21 protein-coding genes and 2 tRNA genes are annotated in these 19,377 nt (G+C 39.5%); 17 read left to right on the top strand and 6 right to left on the bottom strand.

All coding sequences use genetic code 11. From position 1 onward, the window contains the following. Positions 1 to 15 precede the first annotated feature (15 nt). Both sdhA and sdhB read left to right on the top strand, forming a co-directional pair. Positions 16 to 1,767, top strand: coding sequence for a succinate dehydrogenase flavoprotein subunit (sdhA, locus tag BN6556_RS18670; protein WP_066194542.1), 1,752 nt, complete (start codon positions 16 to 18; stop codon positions 1,765 to 1,767). Between the two features lie 16 nt (positions 1,768 to 1,783). Beyond that, positions 1,784 to 2,545, top strand: a complete 762-nt coding sequence (gene sdhB / locus BN6556_RS18665) for a succinate dehydrogenase iron-sulfur subunit (protein ID WP_066194539.1) — start codon at positions 1,784 to 1,786, stop codon at positions 2,543 to 2,545. 88 nt (positions 2,546 to 2,633) lie between these two features. On the opposite strand, the gene BN6556_RS18660 is transcribed toward sdhB, so the two are convergent. Further along, positions 2,634 to 3,374, bottom strand: a complete 741-nt coding sequence (locus BN6556_RS18660; RefSeq protein ID WP_066194536.1) for a sulfite exporter TauE/SafE family protein — start codon at positions 3,372 to 3,374, stop codon at positions 2,634 to 2,636. Between the two features lie 181 nt (positions 3,375 to 3,555). Between BN6556_RS18660 and BN6556_RS18655 the strand changes: the two genes are divergently transcribed. Both BN6556_RS18655 and BN6556_RS18650 read left to right on the top strand, forming a co-directional pair. After that, positions 3,556 to 3,825: a hypothetical protein gene (locus BN6556_RS18655; RefSeq protein WP_066196628.1), complete on the top strand. Its 270-nt coding sequence runs from the start codon at positions 3,556 to 3,558 to the stop codon at positions 3,823 to 3,825. 779 nt (positions 3,826 to 4,604) lie between these two features. Continuing rightward, positions 4,605 to 4,829 (top strand): helix-turn-helix domain-containing protein, encoded by a 225-nt coding sequence (locus tag BN6556_RS18650; RefSeq protein ID WP_066194531.1) that lies wholly within the window; start codon positions 4,605 to 4,607, stop codon positions 4,827 to 4,829. Positions 4,830 to 4,931: 102 nt separating this feature from the next. On the opposite strand, the gene BN6556_RS18645 is transcribed toward BN6556_RS18650, so the two are convergent. The 3 genes from BN6556_RS18645 to BN6556_RS18635 all read right to left on the bottom strand — a co-directional run bounded on the left by BN6556_RS18645 (position 4,932) and on the right by BN6556_RS18635 (position 7,107). Then, on the bottom strand, positions 4,932 to 5,561 hold the full coding sequence (locus BN6556_RS18645) for a hypothetical protein (RefSeq protein ID WP_066194528.1): 630 nt from the start codon (positions 5,559 to 5,561) through the stop codon (positions 4,932 to 4,934). A gap of 91 nt (positions 5,562 to 5,652) precedes the next feature. Then, complete coding sequence (locus BN6556_RS18640) at positions 5,653 to 6,186, bottom strand: hypothetical protein (RefSeq protein WP_066194525.1); 534 nt, start codon at positions 6,184 to 6,186, stop codon at positions 5,653 to 5,655. A gap of 129 nt (positions 6,187 to 6,315) precedes the next feature. Then, positions 6,316 to 7,107, bottom strand: coding sequence for an alpha/beta fold hydrolase (locus tag BN6556_RS18635; RefSeq protein ID WP_066194522.1), 792 nt, complete (start codon positions 7,105 to 7,107; stop codon positions 6,316 to 6,318). Between the two features lie 136 nt (positions 7,108 to 7,243). Between BN6556_RS18635 and BN6556_RS18630 the strand changes: the two genes are divergently transcribed. The 7 genes from BN6556_RS18630 to BN6556_RS18600 all read left to right on the top strand — a co-directional run bounded on the left by BN6556_RS18630 (position 7,244) and on the right by BN6556_RS18600 (position 12,664). Next, entirely contained in the window at positions 7,244 to 7,723 is a 480-nt protein-coding gene (locus BN6556_RS18630) for a MarR family winged helix-turn-helix transcriptional regulator (protein ID WP_130860106.1), read from the top strand. Between the two features lie 13 nt (positions 7,724 to 7,736). Further along, positions 7,737 to 8,552: a glutamate racemase gene (gene racE, locus BN6556_RS18625; RefSeq protein WP_066194516.1), complete on the top strand. Its 816-nt coding sequence runs from the start codon at positions 7,737 to 7,739 to the stop codon at positions 8,550 to 8,552. A 603-nt stretch (positions 8,553 to 9,155) separates the two neighbouring features. After that, complete coding sequence (locus BN6556_RS18620; RefSeq protein ID WP_078060161.1) at positions 9,156 to 10,304, top strand: GerMN domain-containing protein; 1,149 nt, start codon at positions 9,156 to 9,158, stop codon at positions 10,302 to 10,304. 139 nt (positions 10,305 to 10,443) lie between these two features. Continuing rightward, positions 10,444 to 11,193, top strand: a complete 750-nt coding sequence (rph, locus tag BN6556_RS18615; protein WP_066194513.1) for a ribonuclease PH — start codon at positions 10,444 to 10,446, stop codon at positions 11,191 to 11,193. Between the two features lie 4 nt (positions 11,194 to 11,197). After that, positions 11,198 to 11,791 (top strand): XTP/dITP diphosphatase, encoded by a 594-nt coding sequence (locus tag BN6556_RS18610; protein WP_066194511.1) that lies wholly within the window; start codon positions 11,198 to 11,200, stop codon positions 11,789 to 11,791. A gap of 13 nt (positions 11,792 to 11,804) precedes the next feature. Then, positions 11,805 to 12,326: a metallophosphoesterase family protein gene (locus BN6556_RS18605; RefSeq protein ID WP_066194509.1), complete on the top strand. Its 522-nt coding sequence runs from the start codon at positions 11,805 to 11,807 to the stop codon at positions 12,324 to 12,326. A gap of 110 nt (positions 12,327 to 12,436) precedes the next feature. Then, complete coding sequence (locus tag BN6556_RS18600) at positions 12,437 to 12,664, top strand: phage holin (protein WP_066194506.1); 228 nt, start codon at positions 12,437 to 12,439, stop codon at positions 12,662 to 12,664. Between the two features lie 78 nt (positions 12,665 to 12,742). Here BN6556_RS18600 and BN6556_RS18595 read toward each other — a convergent pair. Next, positions 12,743 to 12,816: transfer RNA gene (locus BN6556_RS18595), tRNA-Arg, on the bottom strand. Between the two features lies 1 nt (position 12,817). Then, positions 12,818 to 12,891 (bottom strand) — tRNA-Gly (locus tag BN6556_RS18590). A 440-nt stretch (positions 12,892 to 13,331) separates the two neighbouring features. On the opposite strand from BN6556_RS18590, the gene BN6556_RS18585 reads away from it, so the two are divergent. From BN6556_RS18585 to BN6556_RS18555, 6 genes are all read left to right on the top strand, one after another. Continuing rightward, positions 13,332 to 13,511 carry a hypothetical protein gene (locus BN6556_RS18585; protein WP_066194503.1) on the top strand — a complete coding sequence of 60 codons (180 nt, stop codon included), beginning with the start codon at positions 13,332 to 13,334 and terminating at the stop codon, positions 13,509 to 13,511. A gap of 467 nt (positions 13,512 to 13,978) precedes the next feature. Then, on the top strand, positions 13,979 to 15,142 hold the full coding sequence (locus BN6556_RS18575; RefSeq protein WP_066194497.1) for an AI-2E family transporter: 1,164 nt from the start codon (positions 13,979 to 13,981) through the stop codon (positions 15,140 to 15,142). A 178-nt stretch (positions 15,143 to 15,320) separates the two neighbouring features. Continuing rightward, entirely contained in the window at positions 15,321 to 16,469 is a 1,149-nt protein-coding gene (locus BN6556_RS18570) for an NAD-dependent epimerase/dehydratase family protein (protein ID WP_066194494.1), read from the top strand. A gap of 35 nt (positions 16,470 to 16,504) precedes the next feature. After that, positions 16,505 to 17,635 carry a glycosyltransferase family 4 protein gene (locus tag BN6556_RS18565; protein ID WP_066194491.1) on the top strand — a complete coding sequence of 377 codons (1,131 nt, stop codon included), beginning with the start codon at positions 16,505 to 16,507 and terminating at the stop codon, positions 17,633 to 17,635. A gap of 54 nt (positions 17,636 to 17,689) precedes the next feature. Then, positions 17,690 to 18,151, top strand: a complete 462-nt coding sequence (locus BN6556_RS18560) for a GtrA family protein (RefSeq protein WP_066194488.1) — start codon at positions 17,690 to 17,692, stop codon at positions 18,149 to 18,151. Positions 18,152 to 18,308: 157 nt separating this feature from the next. Beyond that, positions 18,309 to 19,304, top strand: a complete 996-nt coding sequence (locus BN6556_RS18555; protein ID WP_066194482.1) for a hypothetical protein — start codon at positions 18,309 to 18,311, stop codon at positions 19,302 to 19,304. Positions 19,305 to 19,377: the final 73 nt, after the last annotated feature.

Raw genomic sequence — 19,377 nt, 5'->3', positions numbered from 1 at the left:
GGGAGTGAGTAGGTAATGAGTGATCAAAATATGGTGATTGTTGGTGGCGGTTTAGCCGGTCTGATGGCCACTATTAAAGCAGCAGAAGCAGGTGTACACGTAGATCTCCTGTCCATTGTACCCGTAAAAAGGTCTCACTCTGTTTGTGCACAAGGTGGTATCAATGGTGCTGTCAATACAAAAGGAGAAGGAGATTCCCCGTGGGAGCACTTTGATGATTCGGTATATGGCGGAGACTTTTTGGCCAACCAGCCACCGGTAAAAGCAATGTGTGACGCAGCACCTGGTATTATACATATGCTTGATCGGATGGGAGTTATGTTTAACCGAACACCAGAGGGATTGTTGGATTTCCGTCGTTTTGGTGGAACACAACACCACCGCACAGCATATGCGGGTGCCACTACAGGGCAACAACTGCTGTATGCATTAGATGAACAAGTTCGTCGTTACGAAGTACAAGGCTTAGTCACCAAGTATGAAGGCTGGGAATTTATCTCGGCGATTATCGATGATGATGGCATTGGTCGCGGGGTGATTGGTCAACATATTAAATCCCACGAAATCAAAGCGTTTAAGGCAGATGCCTCTATTCTGGCTTCTGGTGGGCCAGGGATTATCTTTGGTAAGTCAACGAATTCTGTTATTAATACAGGATCTGCGGCAGCGACTCTTTATTTACAAGGTGGAGTATATGCCAATGGCGAATTTATTCAAATCCATCCGACGGCCATTCCTGGAGATGATAAACTTCGCTTGATGAGTGAATCTGCACGTGGTGAAGGTGGACGAATTTGGACTTACAAGGATGGAGAACCTTGGTATTTCTTAGAAGAGAAATATCCCGCCTATGGTAACCTTGTTCCACGGGATATTGCCACACGAGAAATATTTGATGTCTGTGTCAATCAAAAGCTAGGTATTAACGGCGAGAATATGGTTTATTTGGACCTTTCTCATAAAGATCCGAAAGAATTAGATGTCAAGCTTGGTGGTATTATTGAAATTTATGAAAAATTTGTTGGGGAAGACCCGCGTAAGGTACCTATGAAGATTTTCCCAGCAGTTCATTACTCCATGGGTGGTCTATGGGTGGATTATGAGCAGATGACCAATATTCCAGGAATCTTTGCTGCTGGTGAATGTGACTATACACAGCATGGCGCCAATCGTTTGGGGGCTAATTCCTTGTTATCCTCTATTTATGGCGGTATGGTCGCTGGACCGAATGCGATTAAATACATGGATGGTTTGGAAACAACCATTGAAGACATTTCTTCTGATGTATTTGATCGTCAACTCAAAGAGGAAGAAGCGAAGTTTGAAGAGTTGTTAAACATGCGTGGGGAAGAAAATGCCTATCAAATTCACAAAGAACTTGGTGCATTAATGACCGATAATGTGACGGTTGTACGTGAGAATGATCGTCTGTTAAAAACAGATGAGAAAATCCAAGAGTTGTTACAGCGTTGGGATCATATCAATATGGACGATACCTCCCGCTGGAATAACGCTGGTGTCATGTTTACTCGTCAGTTAAAGAATATGCTTCATTTGGCTCGAGTGATTACACAAGGTGCTTATAATCGAAATGAAAGCCGTGGGGCTCACTATAAACCGGAATTCCCGGATCGTAATGATGAGGAATGGCTGAAGACAACAAAGGCCAGCTTCGATCCATCTAAAAAGGCACCTGTATTTGAATATGAAGATGTGGATGTGTCACTTATTGAACCAAGAAAACGTGACTATAGTAAGACAAAATAAGAGGGGGTAGCGAAACATGGCAGAAGAAAAATTCACGATGATTGTAACACGTCAAGATAGTCCTGATTCAGCTCCCTATGAGGAGACTTTTCAGATAAACTATCGCAAGAATATGAACATTATTTCTGCTTTAATGGAAACACAGCGTAATCCATTTAATGCAGAAGGACAGCACGTTGCTCCAGTGCAATGGGAGTCTAACTGCTTAGAAGAGGTTTGTGGTGCTTGTTCGATGGTGATTAATGGAGAGCCTCGCCAAGCTTGTGCTACACTGGTGGATAACTTAGAACAACCGATCCGAGTAGCACCAATGACGACGTTCAAAGTGGAGCGAGATTTAGTTGTTGACCGCAGTCGCATGTTTGATGCTTTGAAGAAAGTGAAGGCTTGGATTCCGATCGATGGTACGTATGATCTTGGTGCTGGTCCAAAAATGCCCGAGAAAAAACGCCAGTGGGCCTATGAACTATCGAAGTGCATGACATGTGGTGTGTGTCTAGAGGCTTGTCCAAATGTAAACAGCAATTCTGACTTTATTGGCCCAGCTGCCTTATCACAAGTCCGATTATTTAACGCTCACCCAACTGGTGAGATGAATAAAGGAGATCGCCTGGATGCCTTAATGGAAGATGGTGGGATTTCTGGATGTGGTAATGCACAAAATTGCGTGGAAGTTTGTCCAAAAGGCATTCCATTGACCACATCGATTGCCGCATTAAATCGGGATACTAATATTCAATCATTTAAGAATTTCTTCGGTAGTGATTATGCATATTAAGCATAAAACCCTTCTTCGAGTTCTCGAAGAAGGGTTTTATAAATCTTAACAGACATTTACTTTGAAGCACGAAAAGAACTAATATTCATCAAAACAATAACACAATCCCGCCAAGTAAAGGTACAGCAACCATAGCAATTTTCAATACGAGTGGATGTAATCGTGTGGTGAATTTGGCACCTAGATAAGACCCAGCCATCGTGCCTGCCACTACTTCGATAAATAATTGTAAGTCGAGAAAACCGACACTATAATAACCAAGACCACCAATTAAAGCAATTGGGATAATCACTAGCATCGTCGTTCCGGCTGATTGTTGAATCGATAACCCAAAGAAAACAAGCAAACCAATCTGAATAAATGGCGTGGAGCCAATACCGAACACTCCTGACAATAAACCTGTTACTATACCTATACTTCCCGCCGCTAGCCAAAAACGGGCAGGCTTCGATCGATTATGGCTTGCAAATGTCTGTGTAGCAAAGCGGCCAAAGCCAATCGTAACACGGAGCCAAAGTAAGATGGCAGACAAGATCAACATACCTGCTGTGAACCATTTTAACTCTTCTCCTGGAATAATATTCGCTAGCTGTGAACCAAAAAAAGCCCCACATGCCCCGAATACACCTGTTGCAACACCAATTTTTATCACTGTATTACCTTCTCTTAAGTGACTGAGAGTGCCAGATAAGGAGGAGAAAACCATGGCTGCCAAAGAGGTTCCCAATGCCGTGTGAATCGGAAACCCGAATACAGCACTTAATACGGCAATTATAACCCCCGATCCTCCTGCCCCGATAAATCCTAATAATAATCCAATAACTAACATGGTTATAAAGACAAGCAAGACAAAAATCCCTTTCTCTTTTATCAGTACAAAAATAAGTATATCATAGGAAGAGAGAGGAAGGAGAAACGAGTGCTTATATAGGGTAATGTTGTCCAGAAGCTTGAACGGAACAATGATGAATGGGCTTTCATATCAATTAGGAGAAAGGAATGGTCAACTTATGTTTGAATGTGCATACTGCGGCAAGAAAATAGGTGATAACCAATCTTTAAAAGCGATAGATGTGAAATTCCATAAAGGATTTGATTATTCTAATAGAGAAGGCGAAGTCGTATCTATCTACTTTCACACCTTGAAAAGAAAAGTCCCGATGATTGTTACTACAGCTGATTCCCCTGCCAAGGAACAAGGTCAGGATGGTTTATTTGTGGTTTGTAGTAATCTATGTGGAAAGAAATTGCAGTCAGCATTGCGGCAGGAAATAGTCTAGTATTATATATAAACAGTACTATATAAGTTGAATTAAATAATTTCTCATTGATCTGATAGGGGCTACCTTTCAGCGAGCTGAAAGGCGTGTGAATGGTCATTCACACGAATGGATCAAACGAGGTATTATCAGGAAATCATGCGAACGAAGACTTGCTTGTCACACGTTTTTGTTACATTTATAAGTTCAACTTATATAGTTGTTAAATGAATGATGAAATGTTGCAACAACCACTTTAAAAGGGCAGTATCTAGTTTAGTCATGTATAATCCAGTGTATTAATTATCATGATCCTTGTCATAGAGATCTCGTAGAAAGTCTTTTTTAATTATATACTTAAACAAGATCAAAATAACTGAAACTCCGGCAGGAATCAAGGTGTATACCCATAGTGGGTGATCTGGAGATTCTCCTGAAGGAGCTGATGTTAAAATGAAAAACATCACAATAGCATAAAGGATCGACAATGTGGTAGCGGTAAGGTTAAAGTTTCCCTCTTTTATAATATCACTCCTTTAAAAAACGAATACAAATGATAAGTTCATTGTAATACACTATCATTTGGAAATAACCTTTAATGCCTGTGCTTAAAGATAAAGCAAAATGATGAACACCTAACATGTACGCAAAACAATATTTTTTCTTGAAAGAATATGGGCCGTTTTTTCGCGGAATTAGACGCTTGTAGGGCACCCTTTTGTTAGGGCAACATATGATAAATGGACTGAGTAATTACCCTCTAGTTCAGCGCCCTTAAGTTAGCAAGGAGGGGTTCACATTTGAAGGATAATGACTACAAGCCGAAGCAATTACTAACCAAAAGAGAAAAAGAAGTCTTTGAGCTATTGGTTCAAGATAAAACAACCAAAGAAATTGCTGACGAATTATTTATCTCGCAAAAAACGGTGAGAAATCACATTTCAAATGCCATGCAAAAATTGGGTGTAAAGGGGCGCTCCCAAGCTGTCGTGGAGCTTTTGCGAATGGGTGAGTTAAAGCTGTAGAGTAAAAAGGGTGTTCCAGGGTAGGAGGAACACCCTTTTTCTTGTGAGAAATCACCATACAAATGTCATGCAAAAAATGGGGCAAAAAGCGCTCTGTATTTGTTATTGCAGCTTTCTATAACTATACAGGTATTTTTCGAGAGCATCTATTGGTGTTAGAACCTCTAATCCTTCTTGTCTCAATATTTTCGCTGCATTTGACATGGATAGTTGTGGAAAAGCTATTACGTGTTCGGGCGGTTTTTCTAGGATGTACTGAACAATTGCCTGATCATACTTATCCTTTTCATTCGCCATTATCCAATCGAATATGCCTTCTATTACATGAGTTTGATAATTTTTAGGAATACTGTTTTTGGTATAATCGTTCATTCGTTTCATTGTACCAGCTACGGTTTGAGGGTTAGTGAAATAGAAGGAAGCCTTATTAAATGATTGTAGGCTTCGAAAGAAAAGGTCATCCAGCTTTATAATGGGAATTTCTGAAATAGAAGGATCTTCTATGTATAAAGCATAATTGGTACAAGTGATAAGGATGAGATCGGGGTTTGATTCAGCTATTCGTGCTAACTGTTGTGCTACCAACTTTTTTATCCTCAAGGTTGAATGTTTGGGAATAATGTAAAGCAACCCTGGATCAACATAATGTAATTGCTTCGTTGTCTTGGTAGCAAGTAGTGGCTCCATATAATCGATATTGGAATGATGTGCATGTAAAACAGCTATATTCATCGTTTGCTCTCTCCTCATCCCCGTATTCATTCATTTTTTCTATAAGTTATTGTTCCATCATTTTCATTTGTGTAGAGAAAACATAAAAATGTCAATAGTCAACATCACGCAAATATAGCACAATAGTGTGAGAGCTATATTCTTTCCCGTTATACCGTCTGATTCGTGTTTCCAGCTGCTTTTGTTCATTTGCTTGTTTACTGAAGGTTTGAATAAGCCGGTAAATGCCTTCAGCAGCGATGGACAATGTACCTGCAGCACCTAATTCTGAGCCTAGTAATTCTGTGTCAGACAGCTTGGTATCGATTAACTCACGTACTTCTGTTGCATATTCCCCTTGGATCATAATCAAGTCTTCCTTATTCTTTAGTGCTTGCAACAGTCCAGCTGCACTGTTCACTTCTATCACTGCAGTCTTTTTTTCTAATAGGAGTAACGCTTTAAGCACGGTACCCACTTGTTCTTCCATTGACAAGGCAATGGCACTTACTACTTCTACTGGATAATGAATAACATCCTTACCGGTTAAATCAGCAATGGAATCTGTGTGTAGCCCAACATCATTTGCAAGTGTTTGACGATCTAATTGATGTTCTTGTAAATAAGCATCTACCACATTTGTCATCTTATCACGCTCCAATATGTAAGATTCTTGGTCATTCTTACTTTAGTATAACATATCACTTGGCTACAAATCTGATAAAAAAGTAGGGTTTCCTTGTTAACCAAACAACCATCAGCAAGGAATCATTCCTTACAGATGGTTGCTGTCATCCCCATTACATAATATCTTGCGCTTCATCCAATCATAAATAATCGCATTACATTCCCGATAATGTCTAGTTGGCACCTGATGGGCAGCGAGATGGACATAGGCGACGTCAACATCCTCTATATGTTTACGAAAACCATATTGTGCATGTTGTACATAGTAATCATGGGCGCCGTAAATCAATAGTAATGGCACCTTTACTTTCTGCAAGTGTTTCGTTAAATTGGATGTGAAGCCCAGTCGATAGTGCTGTTTTAATAAAGCAGTATTTGTTTTTTTTACAGCCCGCTCCATCTCTGCTGCTTCTTTGTCTATTGGAAAATGGCTTAGGGCAAGTCCTTTTGCCAGTAGAGGAATCGCTCGGTACGTTGCAATGGTGATGCCGAGCAAGTATTCCAGTCGTAACAATAGGTTCGTTGGATGAAAAAAAGAATCGATTAATATCAAGCCGATTGCTTGTTCAGGATAGTGTAAGACAAACTGTTGAGCAAGTAATCCACCATTGGAATAACCGCAAATAACGGCTTTTTCTATTTTATTTTCCTTTAGGAGGCGTTCGATGTCACTTAGGCAATTATCTAGGGTGATATCTTTTCCGCTCACTCTACTGTTTCCATCACCACGAGGATCGAAGGTAAGTATGGTAAAGTATTGGCGTAATAATGTTTGATAGCGAAATGTAAGATGCCCCATTGCTGGTGGGGGAATAAACAGGATAGGGACACCATGACCTGTCTTCTCATAATATATAGCAGGATTTGATTGCGTAAACATTGATCCACCTCCATTCCATTCCATTACAACAAGTTTGTGCCTTGTGTGCATTTTTATTCTCGGAAAAAAATGCAAAACCTTTTAACAGATAAACCCTTTAGCCATATGTAACAAAAAATGTTATAGTATAGTTAGTATGTGTGTGAAGGAGAGCTGGGATTTGACAAAAGAAATAGAGCAAATTACCGATATCGAAAAGGAATTAAGATATATTGCAGGTATCATTAAACAAAAGGGACGGGAAATTTTACATAATTATCCTGTGACCACTCCTCAATTTGTAGCCTTACAGTATCTTCTTGAGAATGGTGATCTAACGTTAGGTGAATTATCAAAGAAAATCAATCTGGCTTTCAGTACCACCACCGATTTGGTGGACCGAATGGAGAAGAATGATATTGTGAAACGCGTTAAGGACACCAAAGATCGTCGCGTCGTCCGCATCCATTTATTAGATAAAGGTCGAAAAATTATAAATGAAGTAATTGAAAAAAGACAGAAGTATTTAGGAGAGGTTCTCTCGAATGTTAAAGGAGAGGACATGGAGCAATTATCTAGACTCCTCCATTTACTTCACCAAGAAATGAAGCAGCAAAACAAAAATGTAAAAGTGTAAAGAGGCGATGAACGTGAAACAACCAATTGGTGTGATTGATTCCGGTGTGGGAGGTTTGACGGTGGCTAGTGAACTAGTTCGTCAATTACCGAAGGAATCGATCATTTATGTAGGGGATACGAAACGCTGTCCCTATGGACCTCGACCTAGAGAAGAAGTGGTTCAATATACGTGGGAAATGGTCCAGTTTTTATTAGCAAGAGATATCAAAATGCTGGTGGTTGCATGTAATACAGCAACGGCATTTACCTTAGAGCAGCTACGTGAGCAATTGACTATACCGGTTGTTGGTGTGATCCAGCCTGGTGCCAGAGCGGCGATTACCCACAGTAGGACAGGGGAGATTGGCGTCATTGGGACAGAGGGGACGATAAGTAGTAAGGCGTATGTGAATGCCCTGCAGCATATCAATACAGAGATTGATGTGTTTGATCTGGCATGCCCTCAGTTTGTCTCTATCGTAGAACAGGGATTGGTGCAAGGAGAAAAGGCATATCAAGTGGTTTATGAAAGCCTCCAGCCACTTAAGCGACATGTGAACATGGATACCTTGATCTTAGGTTGCACACATTACCCGATGATTAGAGAACTCATTCAGGAAGTAATGGGTCCGATGGTGATGGTGATTTCTTCAGGCGAAGAAACAGCTAGGGAAGTCAGTACGATTCTGGGTTATCAGAAAAAACTTTACCAAGGAAGTGCCCCGTCCCGGCACCATTTTTATACGACTGGTGATGTGCAAGTGTTTGAAAATATAGCCTCCAGATGGTTAAATAAAAGAATAGAAGCCGTTGATCAGATCGAATTGAATACGGTGAAAAACATGTGATGACAAATGTTATCAAAGCTTGCTAAAGAGTATAAGTAAATCTTATGCTCTTTTTTGTAAGGTAGAAAAGTATATAATCCTTGGAATAATGTAGACCTGGAACGAATCAGATACCAATACATTGGATGATGTAACGTAACGAGTCCAGCTATGCTATCTAATAAAGTTGATCGTTTCTCGAGGCGAGATAGCGCAGATAAAATGATCAAACACACCACTCCGTAAAGTCATAGCTCATCATACTGCGTAAATGGATCAAAACGAGGTATTAACAGGAGATCATTGTTTGTCACACGTTTTTGTTACATTTATAAGTTCAACCTATATAGTAATAAAGGATCGGGCGTGGTTCTCCAATCTTTCTTAATCAGCTAAATATATAATTTTCGCTACAAAAGTTGTTGGAATGATTTTAAACATGAGCTCATCGGCAGTTCAATGACTGCTTTGAGCTATCCGTAAAGGACTGAACACATTTTTATCTGGATTCAATCTAGTCTTTCACTTTTTTATTTCTCCTGTTTCCTTTTGCTAATTACTTGGTCTATTTTAGTAATAAGCTCGTATACATAATAGTACAAACCATCGAGGAGGTATTGATGTATGAGGGTCGATTGGATGAAAAAAAGTGTAGGACTAGTATTATTAAGTATCGTATTGCTTGCTGGATGTAATGTATTTGAAGGGGAACAAACACTAGATCAAATAGATGCACCTCCTGAAGATGCAAAAGTAACGGATGATATTGAAAATGTAGGAGAAACGGATGAAGCAGGTGAAGATTTGGACGAAAGTGAAGGCGCAGAAGAAGGAACAGAAGAAGAAACAGACGCGGAGGCAGATGATGAAACAGAGGGGGAAGAGGCAAGCGGAACGTTATCCCATGTTCTCTATTTAATGGATCAAAATGGTCTGGTGGTACCACAAGAGATGGAGTTACCTGCACCAGCTTCCAAAGAGGTAGCCAAACAGGTATTACAATACCTAGTACAAGATGGTCCGGTAACGGCTATGCTACCTAGTGGTTTTCAAGCCGTTTTACCAGCTGGGACCGAGATTATTGATTTGAACCTAGAAGAAGATGGTACAATGGTGGTTAATGTTTCCGAAGAGTTTGCTAATTATCAAGCAGAAGACGAAGATAAAATTATTGAATCCATGACGCACACCTTAACGGAATTCAAAAATGTAGATCGCGTGAAGCTTTGGATCAATGGAGAAGAACAGCAAACAATGCCAGTGAATGGAACACCGTTAACCCAAGGTTACTCAAGAGATGAAGGGATTAATGTCCATCAAGCAACTGGTATCGATTTAATGGAAAGTGAAGCTGCTACGCTTTACTTTCCAATGCAGGGCGATGAAATGGTTTACTTTGTTCCAGTTACCCAGCATATTGAAATGGATCAAGATCAGACGGAACAATCGATTGTACAAGCCCTAATGGAAGGTCCTGCCTTTGACTTACCTTTAGAGAATTATATTAATCACGGGTCTGAGTTAACAGCAGCTCCTACCTTGGATGATGGTACCTTATCGTTAACCTTTAATGAGAATATCCTCTCGAATAGCGAAAAAGGTGTCATTGCTGATGAAGTACTCCAGTCGATTGTTCTCACATTAACCGAACAAGAAGGAGTACAAGCTGTGCAAGTGTCGGTAGAAGACCATCAAGAGGTTATAAATGAAGAGGGACAACCCTATACAGAACCAGTAACAAGAGAAATGGTAACACCTGCTAAAAGTATTTAAAACTATCAAAAGAGATGATATCGTGTCATCTCTTTCTTTTTTTAGGTTATCCAGTGATTTGTTTGCGGAATATGCATGAAATACCCAACTGATACGGAAAATATGTTAAGATAAAAAAGGATGTAAGGAGGAAATGAACATGCGAGAAACGGGAAGAGAAGTAGATCAATTAAGATCCATCAAAATTGACACTAATTTTACTAAACATGCAGAGGGATCTGTCTTAATCACGGTAGGTGACACAAAGGTTATTTGTAACGCAAGTATAGAAGACAGGGTACCACCATTTATGCGTGGCTCAGGAAAAGGCTGGATTACAGCAGAATATGCTATGTTACCAAGGGCAACGGAGACAAGAAATATTCGTGAATCGTCCAAAGGTAAAGTCTCGGGGCGCACCATGGAGATACAACGTCTGATCGGACGGGCTTTACGGGCAGTGGTGGATCTAGATAAGATTGGTGAGAGGACCATTTGGGTCGATTGTGACGTCATTCAAGCAGATGGGGGTACAAGAACCGCCTCGATAACAGGTGCCTTTGTGGCGGTAGTTTTAGCCTTAGGAAGCTTAAAGGATGCCAAAAAAATAACTACATTACCAATCACCGATTATTTGGCTGCCATATCGGTGGGAGTTTTACCTGATGGAACCGAAATCCTAGATTTGGAGTATGTCGAAGATGCCCAGGCCCATGTTGACATGAATGTGGTCATGACCGGAAAAGGAGAATTCGTTGAACTTCAAGGTACGGGGGAAGAGGCTACCTTTACAAACCACCAATTAACTGCAATGCTCGGACTTGCCGAAAAAGGAATGAGGGAAATTTTTCTCCTACAGCAAGACGCATTGCAAAGGTACCTAGAATATATGCCGGAAGTTAAGGAGTAATTAGATGCAGGAATTAATTATTGCAACCAAAAACCAAGGAAAGATGAAGGATTTCAAGGGATTGTTTGAGCCGTTTGGGATCCAAGTATCTTCTCTACTGGATCTGACAGAATCGGTAGAAGATATTGCAGAGACTGGTGAAACCTTTGAAGAGAATGCAGCATTGAAGGCAGAGGCTATTTGTGAAAGATTACAAACGCCAGTTATTGCAGATGATTCAGGTATCGAAATAGATGCCTTAAATGGCGAGCCAGGCGTTTATTCCGCCAGATATGCCGGCCTCAACAAAGATGATCAAGCAAATGTTGAAAAGGTATTACATAATTTGCAAGATATTCCTGAACAAAAACGAAGTGCGCGTTTTGTTTGTGTATTAGCTGTAGCACAGCCAGGGCAGAGAACGATTTTTAAGCGTGGAGAATGTGAAGGGACGATCGCAAATCAGCCAGCAGGAGAGAATGGATTCGGTTATGATCCTATCTTTGTCCCTGAAGGTCTTTCACAAACCATGGCAGAATTGACTCCTGAACAAAAAAATGAAATCAGCCATCGCAGAAAAGCGTTAGATCAACTGAAAAATTGGGTAAAACAGTTGTAAAGGAGTGGAATATATGCCAAAAGTATTAATCATCAGTGATAGTCATGGCTGGACAGATGAACTGGTTCATATTCAAGAACGTCACCGATCAGAGGTAGACGCTATGATCCATTGCGGAGATTCTGAATTAATGCGTAGTAGTGATGAATTGGCAGGTTTTGAATCCGTTCAAGGAAATATGGATTTGGACAGCAATTTGCCAGAGGATATTGAGGTTAAGGTTGGCAAGCTGCATTTCTTTGTGACGCATGGTCATTTATACAACATTAAAGCGACACTAATGACAGTTGCTTATCGGGCGGAGGAAGTTGGTGCTAATGTTGTTTGCTTTGGTCATTCCCATGTTGCTGGGGCGGAAAAGATAGAGAATCAATTATTCATTAACCCGGGCAGTATCAAGCAGCCTCGCAGTGCACATCCCGGTTCTTATGCCATTTTGGAGTCCGATGATAATCTGGAAAATGTGCAAGTCCATTTTTATACCAAAGATGGAAAAGAAATTTCAAGTTTAGCTTATCAGACTTCTTTAAGCTAATTTATTTCTTGTAGAAGGTTTCACTAAAAAATAGAACATGTTACATAAGCAGCTAGTCCAATCGGGCAAGCTGCTTTTTTCATATATATATAGGAAGAGGTGGTGATTTGATGAAAGTAGCCATTATTAGGTTAATTGTATTAGTCTTTGTGTTGCTTAATCAAGCTTTAGTGGCATTTGGTGTTAACCCTCTTCCATTCAGTGAAGAAATGATTTATGAAGGGGTGTCCAGTATAGCGACCATCGCAGCAGGTATCTGGGCATGGTGGAAGGACAATCCTGTTAGCAAACAAGCTAAAGAAAATGACGCATATTTAAGAAAACAGGGTTTAAAATAATGTAATCTTTTCAATAAAAATAGGATATATTATACCATAAAAAATCCCTTGTCAGCATTTTGACAAGGGTTCTCTTTACGTCCCAGGCAGGATTCGAACCTGCGACCCACAGCTTAGAAGGCTGTTGCTCTATCCTGCTGAGCTACTGGGACATGGAGCGGGTGAAGGGAATCGAACCCTCGACATCAGCTTGGAAGGCTGGGGTTTTACCACTAAACTACACCCGCATAATCTGGTGTTTAGGTATGTAATTTTTAACGGACAAGTACAATTATATAAAGGTAACAGCGGAATGTCAATAAGAAATTTAGAAATAGGTTTTTAGAAGGTATAATAAAGGATCAAAACTTAATGAAAATGAAGCATCGAATGGATTGGGTTGCCTGGCTGTTTTAATATGATGGGAAAGTATAAGCAAAGAAAGTAAATAATCCTTGTTATAATAAGATTTGAAATGATGTTGATCTGGAACGAATCGCGATACCGATCAGTTGGGTGATGTAAAGTAGCAGACCCATCTATTCTATGTCGTCAAGGTGATGGTTTGCCAGTGCTAGCAGGAAATAATGTGAGCAAAGACTTGCTTGTCACATAATGTGGAACCAAACCAGGACAACAAAAAGACTTCGGAATTTGGCCAACTACAATAGAATCAGAGCAACAGGATGTGAATGATACGTATGAAACAGGCCCAATTCATTTGACGATCCAAAGTCTTCAAGTAGCTAGTCTAGAGCTGGAAGAAGAATATAAGCAGCAATTTAATGGACGAGAAAGTCTAACCATGGTCACAGGTCGAAAATACCTCAGAGGATCCGAATTGATCCAAGCCAAGGTGTTTTGGTAACGAACACAAATAAGCCGTTAGACGCTAAACCAGCATTATCTGATGATGTAGGAGGCGATTTCAATGGTCAAACAACGAAGGAAGGGAAGGTTTATTTCATACTAGACACCAAGTTAGGCTTATCCGCTGATATAGGTCAAGATGTTTCAGGTCAGGTAACGGAAAAAGGGGAAGTCTACTTCCTGTCTATTCATATCTTAATGCCTCTCCTTCCATGTAAAATATATTTATCCAAAAATTGTTCATATTGGTACGAATAGGTTTTGGGACAGGGTTATCTAAGCTGGTCATTCATCATCTATTTTCCAAATTATATCATATCCAATATGAAGACACAGCAAACAGGCGAATGAAGTGGTAAAGTGATATAATGAATGGTACAGTTGCACAAATCCATTTCAAATTCCCGTTTTGAATGAATGAAAAAGTGGTATAATTAAATGACGTAGAAACAAGGAGGGCTCACGTTGAACCAATCTCATGATCGATTGATTAAATTTTTAGGTGGAAAAAATATCTTATTTATACTAGGAACATTGATTTTAATTGGTATTACCGTGATTGTATACAATCAAATATCTTTTATTTTTCATCCATTTCATATCGTTTTCTCCACGATTTTTCCACCGGTTATTCTGGCTTTTGTCGCCTACTATTTATTGAACCCAATTGTTAATCTGTTAGAGAAATGGCGAATTAAACGGGTATGGGGTATTATATTAATTATTCTCGCATTTTCAGGTATAATCACGGGTATACTATTTATTATCATTCCCATTATAGAAACACAGATAAAGGAATTGGTCTCTAATTTCCCTGGTTATGTAAGCACCATTAACGAAGGAGTCAATCGTTTGATGAGTAACTCCATTTTTGCCAATTATTTTAACGAAGCAAGAAGTTGGGTAGAATCTAATTTAGGGGAGCTTCCTTCTAGGATTATGTCACAATTAGGAAATACGATGGAAGGTGTCGCTAATTTTGCCTCTACATTGACGAATATTATTGTTTCGTTGATCACTTTTCCATTTGTGTTGTTTTTCTTATTAAAAGATGGACAGCGATTTAAAAACTATTGCCTTAAATTGTTTCCTCGTAAATACAGGAAAGATGTCACCAATATTCTGCATAAGATGGATACACAAGTTGGTTCTTACATACAAGGCCAGATCTTTGTCGCTTTATGCATTGGGCTTTTATTATACATAGGCTACCTTATTATTGGCTTGGACTACGCCATTATTCTAGCTGGTGTTGCTGCGATTACTAGTGTTGTGCCTTATTTAGGACCCATTATTGCTATTACTCCAGCCATTATTATATCGTTGGTTACTTCACCTTGGATGTTATTAAAACTAGGGATAGTATGGGCAGTGGTACAATTCGCAGAGGGGCATTTTATTTCCCCAAATGTGATGGGGAAAACGATGAAGGTGCACCCATTAACCATCATGTTTGTCTTATTAGTGGCTGGTAAACTATTTGGAATTGTCGGGGTGATTCTTGGTATACCAGGATATGCTGTTGGAAAAGTGCTGGTAACCTTCGTCTTCAGAAAGTTTAAAGCACGTTATAATCGTTATTTTGATGAAGGCTTTGAAGATAAAGAAGTAGCTGCTAAAGAACAATAAGACGGGTACACCAGAGCACAGAAGCGCTATTTTTATATGCGAAAAACAGCACTAAATAATTGCTCCCTTTGTACCAGAATATTTGTAAAGTCAAGGTGAACGTGATATTTTATGAACAGGCTTCTTAGTGAGACAGAGGCTGTTTAAGATAAGAAAAATAGTGACGGGGGTTGAAAATATGAAAATTATTGTAGCAGGTGGAGACGGTTTTTGCGGGTGGCCCACCGCCCTTTATTTATCCAAAAAAGGACATGAGGTAGCTATTATTGATAATATGGTAAGAAGAAAAATGGATCAAGAGCTGCACTCTAATTCTATTACACCCATCGCGTCCTTGGAAGAACGTGTGAATAAATGGGAAGAACTAACTGGAAAAAGAATATCTACATATGAAGGTGACCTTACGCACTACGACTTTCTCAGTGAAGTATTAAAACAAGAGAGGCCAGATGCATTCGTACATTTCGCTGAACAACGCTCTGCTCCTTATTCGATGATCGATCGAGAGCATGCCATTTTCACCCAGAGCAATAATGTGGTTGGTACATTGAATGTTCTTTATGGAATCAAAGAATTTGTACCAGATTGTCATTTGATTAAGTTGGGGACAATGGGTGAATATGGAACCCCAAATATTCCTATCGAAGAAGGATATTTAGAAGTTGAGCACAAAGGTCGAAAAGATGTGCTACCTTATCCAAAACAACCTGGTTCGTTTTATCATTTGTCGAAAGTGCATGACAGCCATAATATCATGTTTGCCTGTAAAATTTGGGGGATAAGAGCAACGGACCTCAATCAAGGTGTTGTTTATGGATTGGAAACCGAAGAAACTCAAATGGATCCTGTACTTACGAATCGTTTGGACTATGATGGTGTATTTGGGACGGTGTTGAATCGTTTTATCATCCAGTCTACGATTGGACATGACCTCACTGTTTATGGCAAAGGCGGTCAGACACGAGGTTTCTTGAATATCAAAGATACCGTACGTTGCATTGAGATAGCAGCAGAAAATCCTGCTGATAAAGGAGAATTCCGAGTGTTTAACCAATTCACCGAAGAATTTTCCGTTGGTGAATTGGCAGAAAAAGTACAAAAGGTGGCTGAAGAAGAAGGTTATCCAACAGCAATCACTCACTTGGACAATCCAAGAGTCGAGTTGGAAGAGCATTTCTTTCAAGCAGTCAATACGAAGCTGAAAGATTTGGGACTAGAACCTCATTTACTAAATGATAATGTCATACGAGAAATACTACGGACAGTCATCATCCATAAGTCACGGGTTATCGAAGGCAATGTGTTACCACAAGCTTCTTGGAAATAAGCTGTTATTTGTAGCTGTTAGGAGGAGAATCAAGATTGAAAATCGCCATAGTGACAGAAACCTTTGTACCTTCAACAGATGGTGTGGTGACAAGGCTTAAAGCATGCATTCGCTACTTTAAACGCGAGGGACATGACATACATGTGATAGCTCCAGATCTTGGAGTAGATGAGTTTGAAGGAATAATGATAACAGGGATTCCGGCCAGAACACTTCCATTTTATCGCTCTAAACAATTCGCGCTGCCAAATCGCAAGGTGAAAAAGATACTGGAAGACTATCAGCCAGATATTGTCCATGTGGTGAACCCAGCCTTATTAGGAGTATCCGGAGTGCGGTATGCCAAAAAGCTAGGAATTCCGATGATTGCTTCATACCATACGCAAGTACCTAAATATCTCGATTATTATCACTTGTCTATATTTAAGGGTCTCTTGTGGTGGTATTTTCGTAAGCTTCATAATCAAGCTTATTTAAATTTATGCACGTCACATGCTGTTAAAACAGAACTAGAAGAACATGGATTTCAGAGGGTTGAGGTTTGGAAACGTGGTGTTGATACAGAACTATTCCACCCCAGTAAATATGATCAGGAAATGCGTAAGCAGCTAACAGCTGGTCATTCGGATAAAAAATTGCTCCTTTTTGTCGGCAGGCTTGCGGCAGAAAAGGAAATTGAAAAAATCAGGTCGGTTCTCAAAGCATCCGATGAGTTTGTACTGGCGATTGTAGGGGACGGACCACATCGATCGTCGCTTGAAAACTATTTTGCAGGCACAAACACCGTGTTTACTGGAATGCTGCATGGAGAAGAACTGGCTAAAGTATATGCGTCTGCTGATATTTTTGTCTTTCCGTCCACTTCAGAAACTTTGGGGCTGGTAATCACAGAAGCGATGGCATCTGGATTACCGTTAGTTGCAGCCAAAAGTGGACCAACTTGTGAGCAAGTAGAAGATAATCGTAATGGATTGCTATATGATAAAGACAAAAAGGATGATTTTACAAACACCGTCTTACGTTTTACAGATGAAACGTTACGAGAACGATTGGTTCAATATGCGCGGGCTGATATGGCAAACATGAGCTGGGAGCACCAATCAAGACAAGTACTGGATTATTATAAAGAGGTCGTAGTTAAGGAAGAAATGGTCTATGCGGACTAATCACTTGTAAACATCATGTGGTTAACTTTAAAAAGGTATAAAAAGAGGAATTTCATGACAAAACAAAAAGCAAAACGAGGACCTTTACAGTTTCTTCAATTTAGTGTAATTGGGGTTTCTAATGCTGGAGTGGACATAGCAGTATTGAACCTGTTGCTGCTCCTTTTTCATCCAGATAGTCGTATGCTGCTTGTTTTATGCAATTCAATTGCCTACTCTTTAGCAGTGGCAAATAGTTATTTATGGAATGTGAATATTACATTCAAACGTTCAGCTATAGGGAGTAAGCGCCAACGTATCCTTTTTGTTATACAGGGGCTGATTAGCTTAGGAGTCAGCAATCTTGTATTTATTGGTACTAACGAAATATTGGATTATACCGGTGTTCCTAATTGGCTGCGGTATAACTTAGCCAAAGGTTTAGCGATGTTCTTGTCATTTCTGGCTAGTTTTTTTATGGTGAAGTATTTTGTTTTTAAGGATTTCGGCAGTCGCTTTATCAAAGAAAAAGAATAAAAACGACCTTAAATAAAAAGTTGTTGTTTTTGCCTATCTGAATTTTTATTCCGCTATGCTAACGTCAATAAAGTTCAGCGGCTGGAGAGTGTGATTCATCGTTTGATCGAATTTGTTGTATATACTACTAATTGGGAAGAAAAAGGCAGGTGACAATATGAAAAATGACCAAGAAAAAATAGTTATGCTGCCTCAGTGGAGACACACATTGGAGCAAAGGGCAACAGAGGCTATGCAGGACAGCCATTTTCAAGAGGCTTATGAACATTTCCATCAACTGACGGAGAATGGAGTATACTCCCACGAAGTGATGACAGGTAAACTAATTTGTATGATGGAATTGAATATGGCAGAAGAAGCAGAAGAATTATGTGAACAATTAATCGCGAAGCAAGATCAATATTATTCCTCCTATGTGCATATTTATGCGACCCTATTGTTTCAATCGAGCAAATATGAAGAAGTTATGTCAGTAATTGATGAAGTATTGGAAGGAAATTCACCCCATCAAGAAGTGCCCGCATTGATCAAGGAACAGCTACGTCATGTTTACCAATTAAGTGAAGAATTACAGCATCAAGATGATGAACAGACTTTTAATGAAGTAACCGCTCAGTTAGAGCAGGCATTACAAGAAAATAATGACCGCCAGCAATGGTATATGATCAAGCGATTAACCAAAATGGATATTTATCAAGACAGCCCATTATACCGAGAAATGTTGATCCAGCCAACGACTCACCCTGTCGTGAAAACAGCAATGCTTGAGTATTATCAAAAAATGGGAACAGAAGCACCAATACATATTGAGAAATTCAACTTGCAAGATGACATAAGGTTACATCCAACGGAATCGATTATTCCAGCTTCATTTTTTTCGGGTATTATGTACTTTTTAGAGGAATTGCAGCAGGAAGATCCAACAAAATATCAAATGATTCAATTTATCTTGGAGCGTTTCGCATACGTATATACACCATTTTTACCGCCAAAGGATGATTATAAATTATTAGCAGAGTCTTTATTTTATTATGTGAGCAGAAGTTTTCAGCTTTACGATGATACAGATCACCAAACATCGGAAATGAAACAGCATTATGTGGATATGATTACGATGTCTGATAAGTTGTATGCGTCGATCCTTGATATTTAGAGCAAAGAGGACAAGACAGAAATGATTGCAAAATAAAAATACATACATTATTATTGAAAGCAGATGCAATTGT

Source organism: Gracilibacillus timonensis (assembly GCF_900086715.1).
Classification (GTDB): domain Bacteria; phylum Bacillota; class Bacilli; order Bacillales; family Amphibacillaceae; genus Gracilibacillus; species Gracilibacillus timonensis.
The sequence above is the reverse complement of the archived record's forward strand: the minus strand, read 5'-3'. Positions and strand labels throughout refer to the sequence as shown.

What these genes read in the sequence shown, in the direction of transcription:
- sdhA (WP_066194542.1), top strand. Translation starts at nt 16, where the DNA reads ATGAGTGATCAAAATATGGTGATTGTTGGTGGCGGTTTAGCCGGTCTG.
- sdhB (WP_066194539.1), top strand. Translation starts at nt 1,784, where the DNA reads ATGGCAGAAGAAAAATTCACGATGATTGTAACACGTCAAGATAGTCCT.
- BN6556_RS18660 (WP_066194536.1), bottom strand. Translation starts at nt 3,374, where the DNA reads ATGTTAGTTATTGGATTATTATTAGGATTTATCGGGGCAGGAGGATCG.
- BN6556_RS18655 (WP_066196628.1), top strand. Translation starts at nt 3,556, where the DNA reads ATGTTTGAATGTGCATACTGCGGCAAGAAAATAGGTGATAACCAATCT.
- BN6556_RS18645 (WP_066194528.1), bottom strand. Translation starts at nt 5,561, where the DNA reads ATGAATATAGCTGTTTTACATGCACATCATTCCAATATCGATTATATG.
- BN6556_RS18640 (WP_066194525.1), bottom strand. Translation starts at nt 6,186, where the DNA reads ATGACAAATGTGGTAGATGCTTATTTACAAGAACATCAATTAGATCGT.
- BN6556_RS18635 (WP_066194522.1), bottom strand. Translation starts at nt 7,107, where the DNA reads ATGTTTACGCAATCAAATCCTGCTATATATTATGAGAAGACAGGTCAT.
- BN6556_RS18630 (WP_130860106.1), top strand. Translation starts at nt 7,244, where the DNA reads ATGTGTGTGAAGGAGAGCTGGGATTTGACAAAAGAAATAGAGCAAATT.
- BN6556_RS18620 (WP_078060161.1), top strand. Translation starts at nt 9,156, where the DNA reads ATGAGGGTCGATTGGATGAAAAAAAGTGTAGGACTAGTATTATTAAGT.
- rph (WP_066194513.1), top strand. Translation starts at nt 10,444, where the DNA reads ATGCGAGAAACGGGAAGAGAAGTAGATCAATTAAGATCCATCAAAATT.
- BN6556_RS18610 (WP_066194511.1), top strand. Translation starts at nt 11,198, where the DNA reads ATGCAGGAATTAATTATTGCAACCAAAAACCAAGGAAAGATGAAGGAT.
- BN6556_RS18605 (WP_066194509.1), top strand. Translation starts at nt 11,805, where the DNA reads ATGCCAAAAGTATTAATCATCAGTGATAGTCATGGCTGGACAGATGAA.
- BN6556_RS18600 (WP_066194506.1), top strand. Translation starts at nt 12,437, where the DNA reads ATGAAAGTAGCCATTATTAGGTTAATTGTATTAGTCTTTGTGTTGCTT.
- BN6556_RS18570 (WP_066194494.1), top strand. Translation starts at nt 15,321, where the DNA reads ATGAAAATTATTGTAGCAGGTGGAGACGGTTTTTGCGGGTGGCCCACC.
- BN6556_RS18560 (WP_066194488.1), top strand. Translation starts at nt 17,690, where the DNA reads ATGACAAAACAAAAAGCAAAACGAGGACCTTTACAGTTTCTTCAATTT.
- BN6556_RS18555 (WP_066194482.1), top strand. Translation starts at nt 18,309, where the DNA reads ATGAAAAATGACCAAGAAAAAATAGTTATGCTGCCTCAGTGGAGACAC.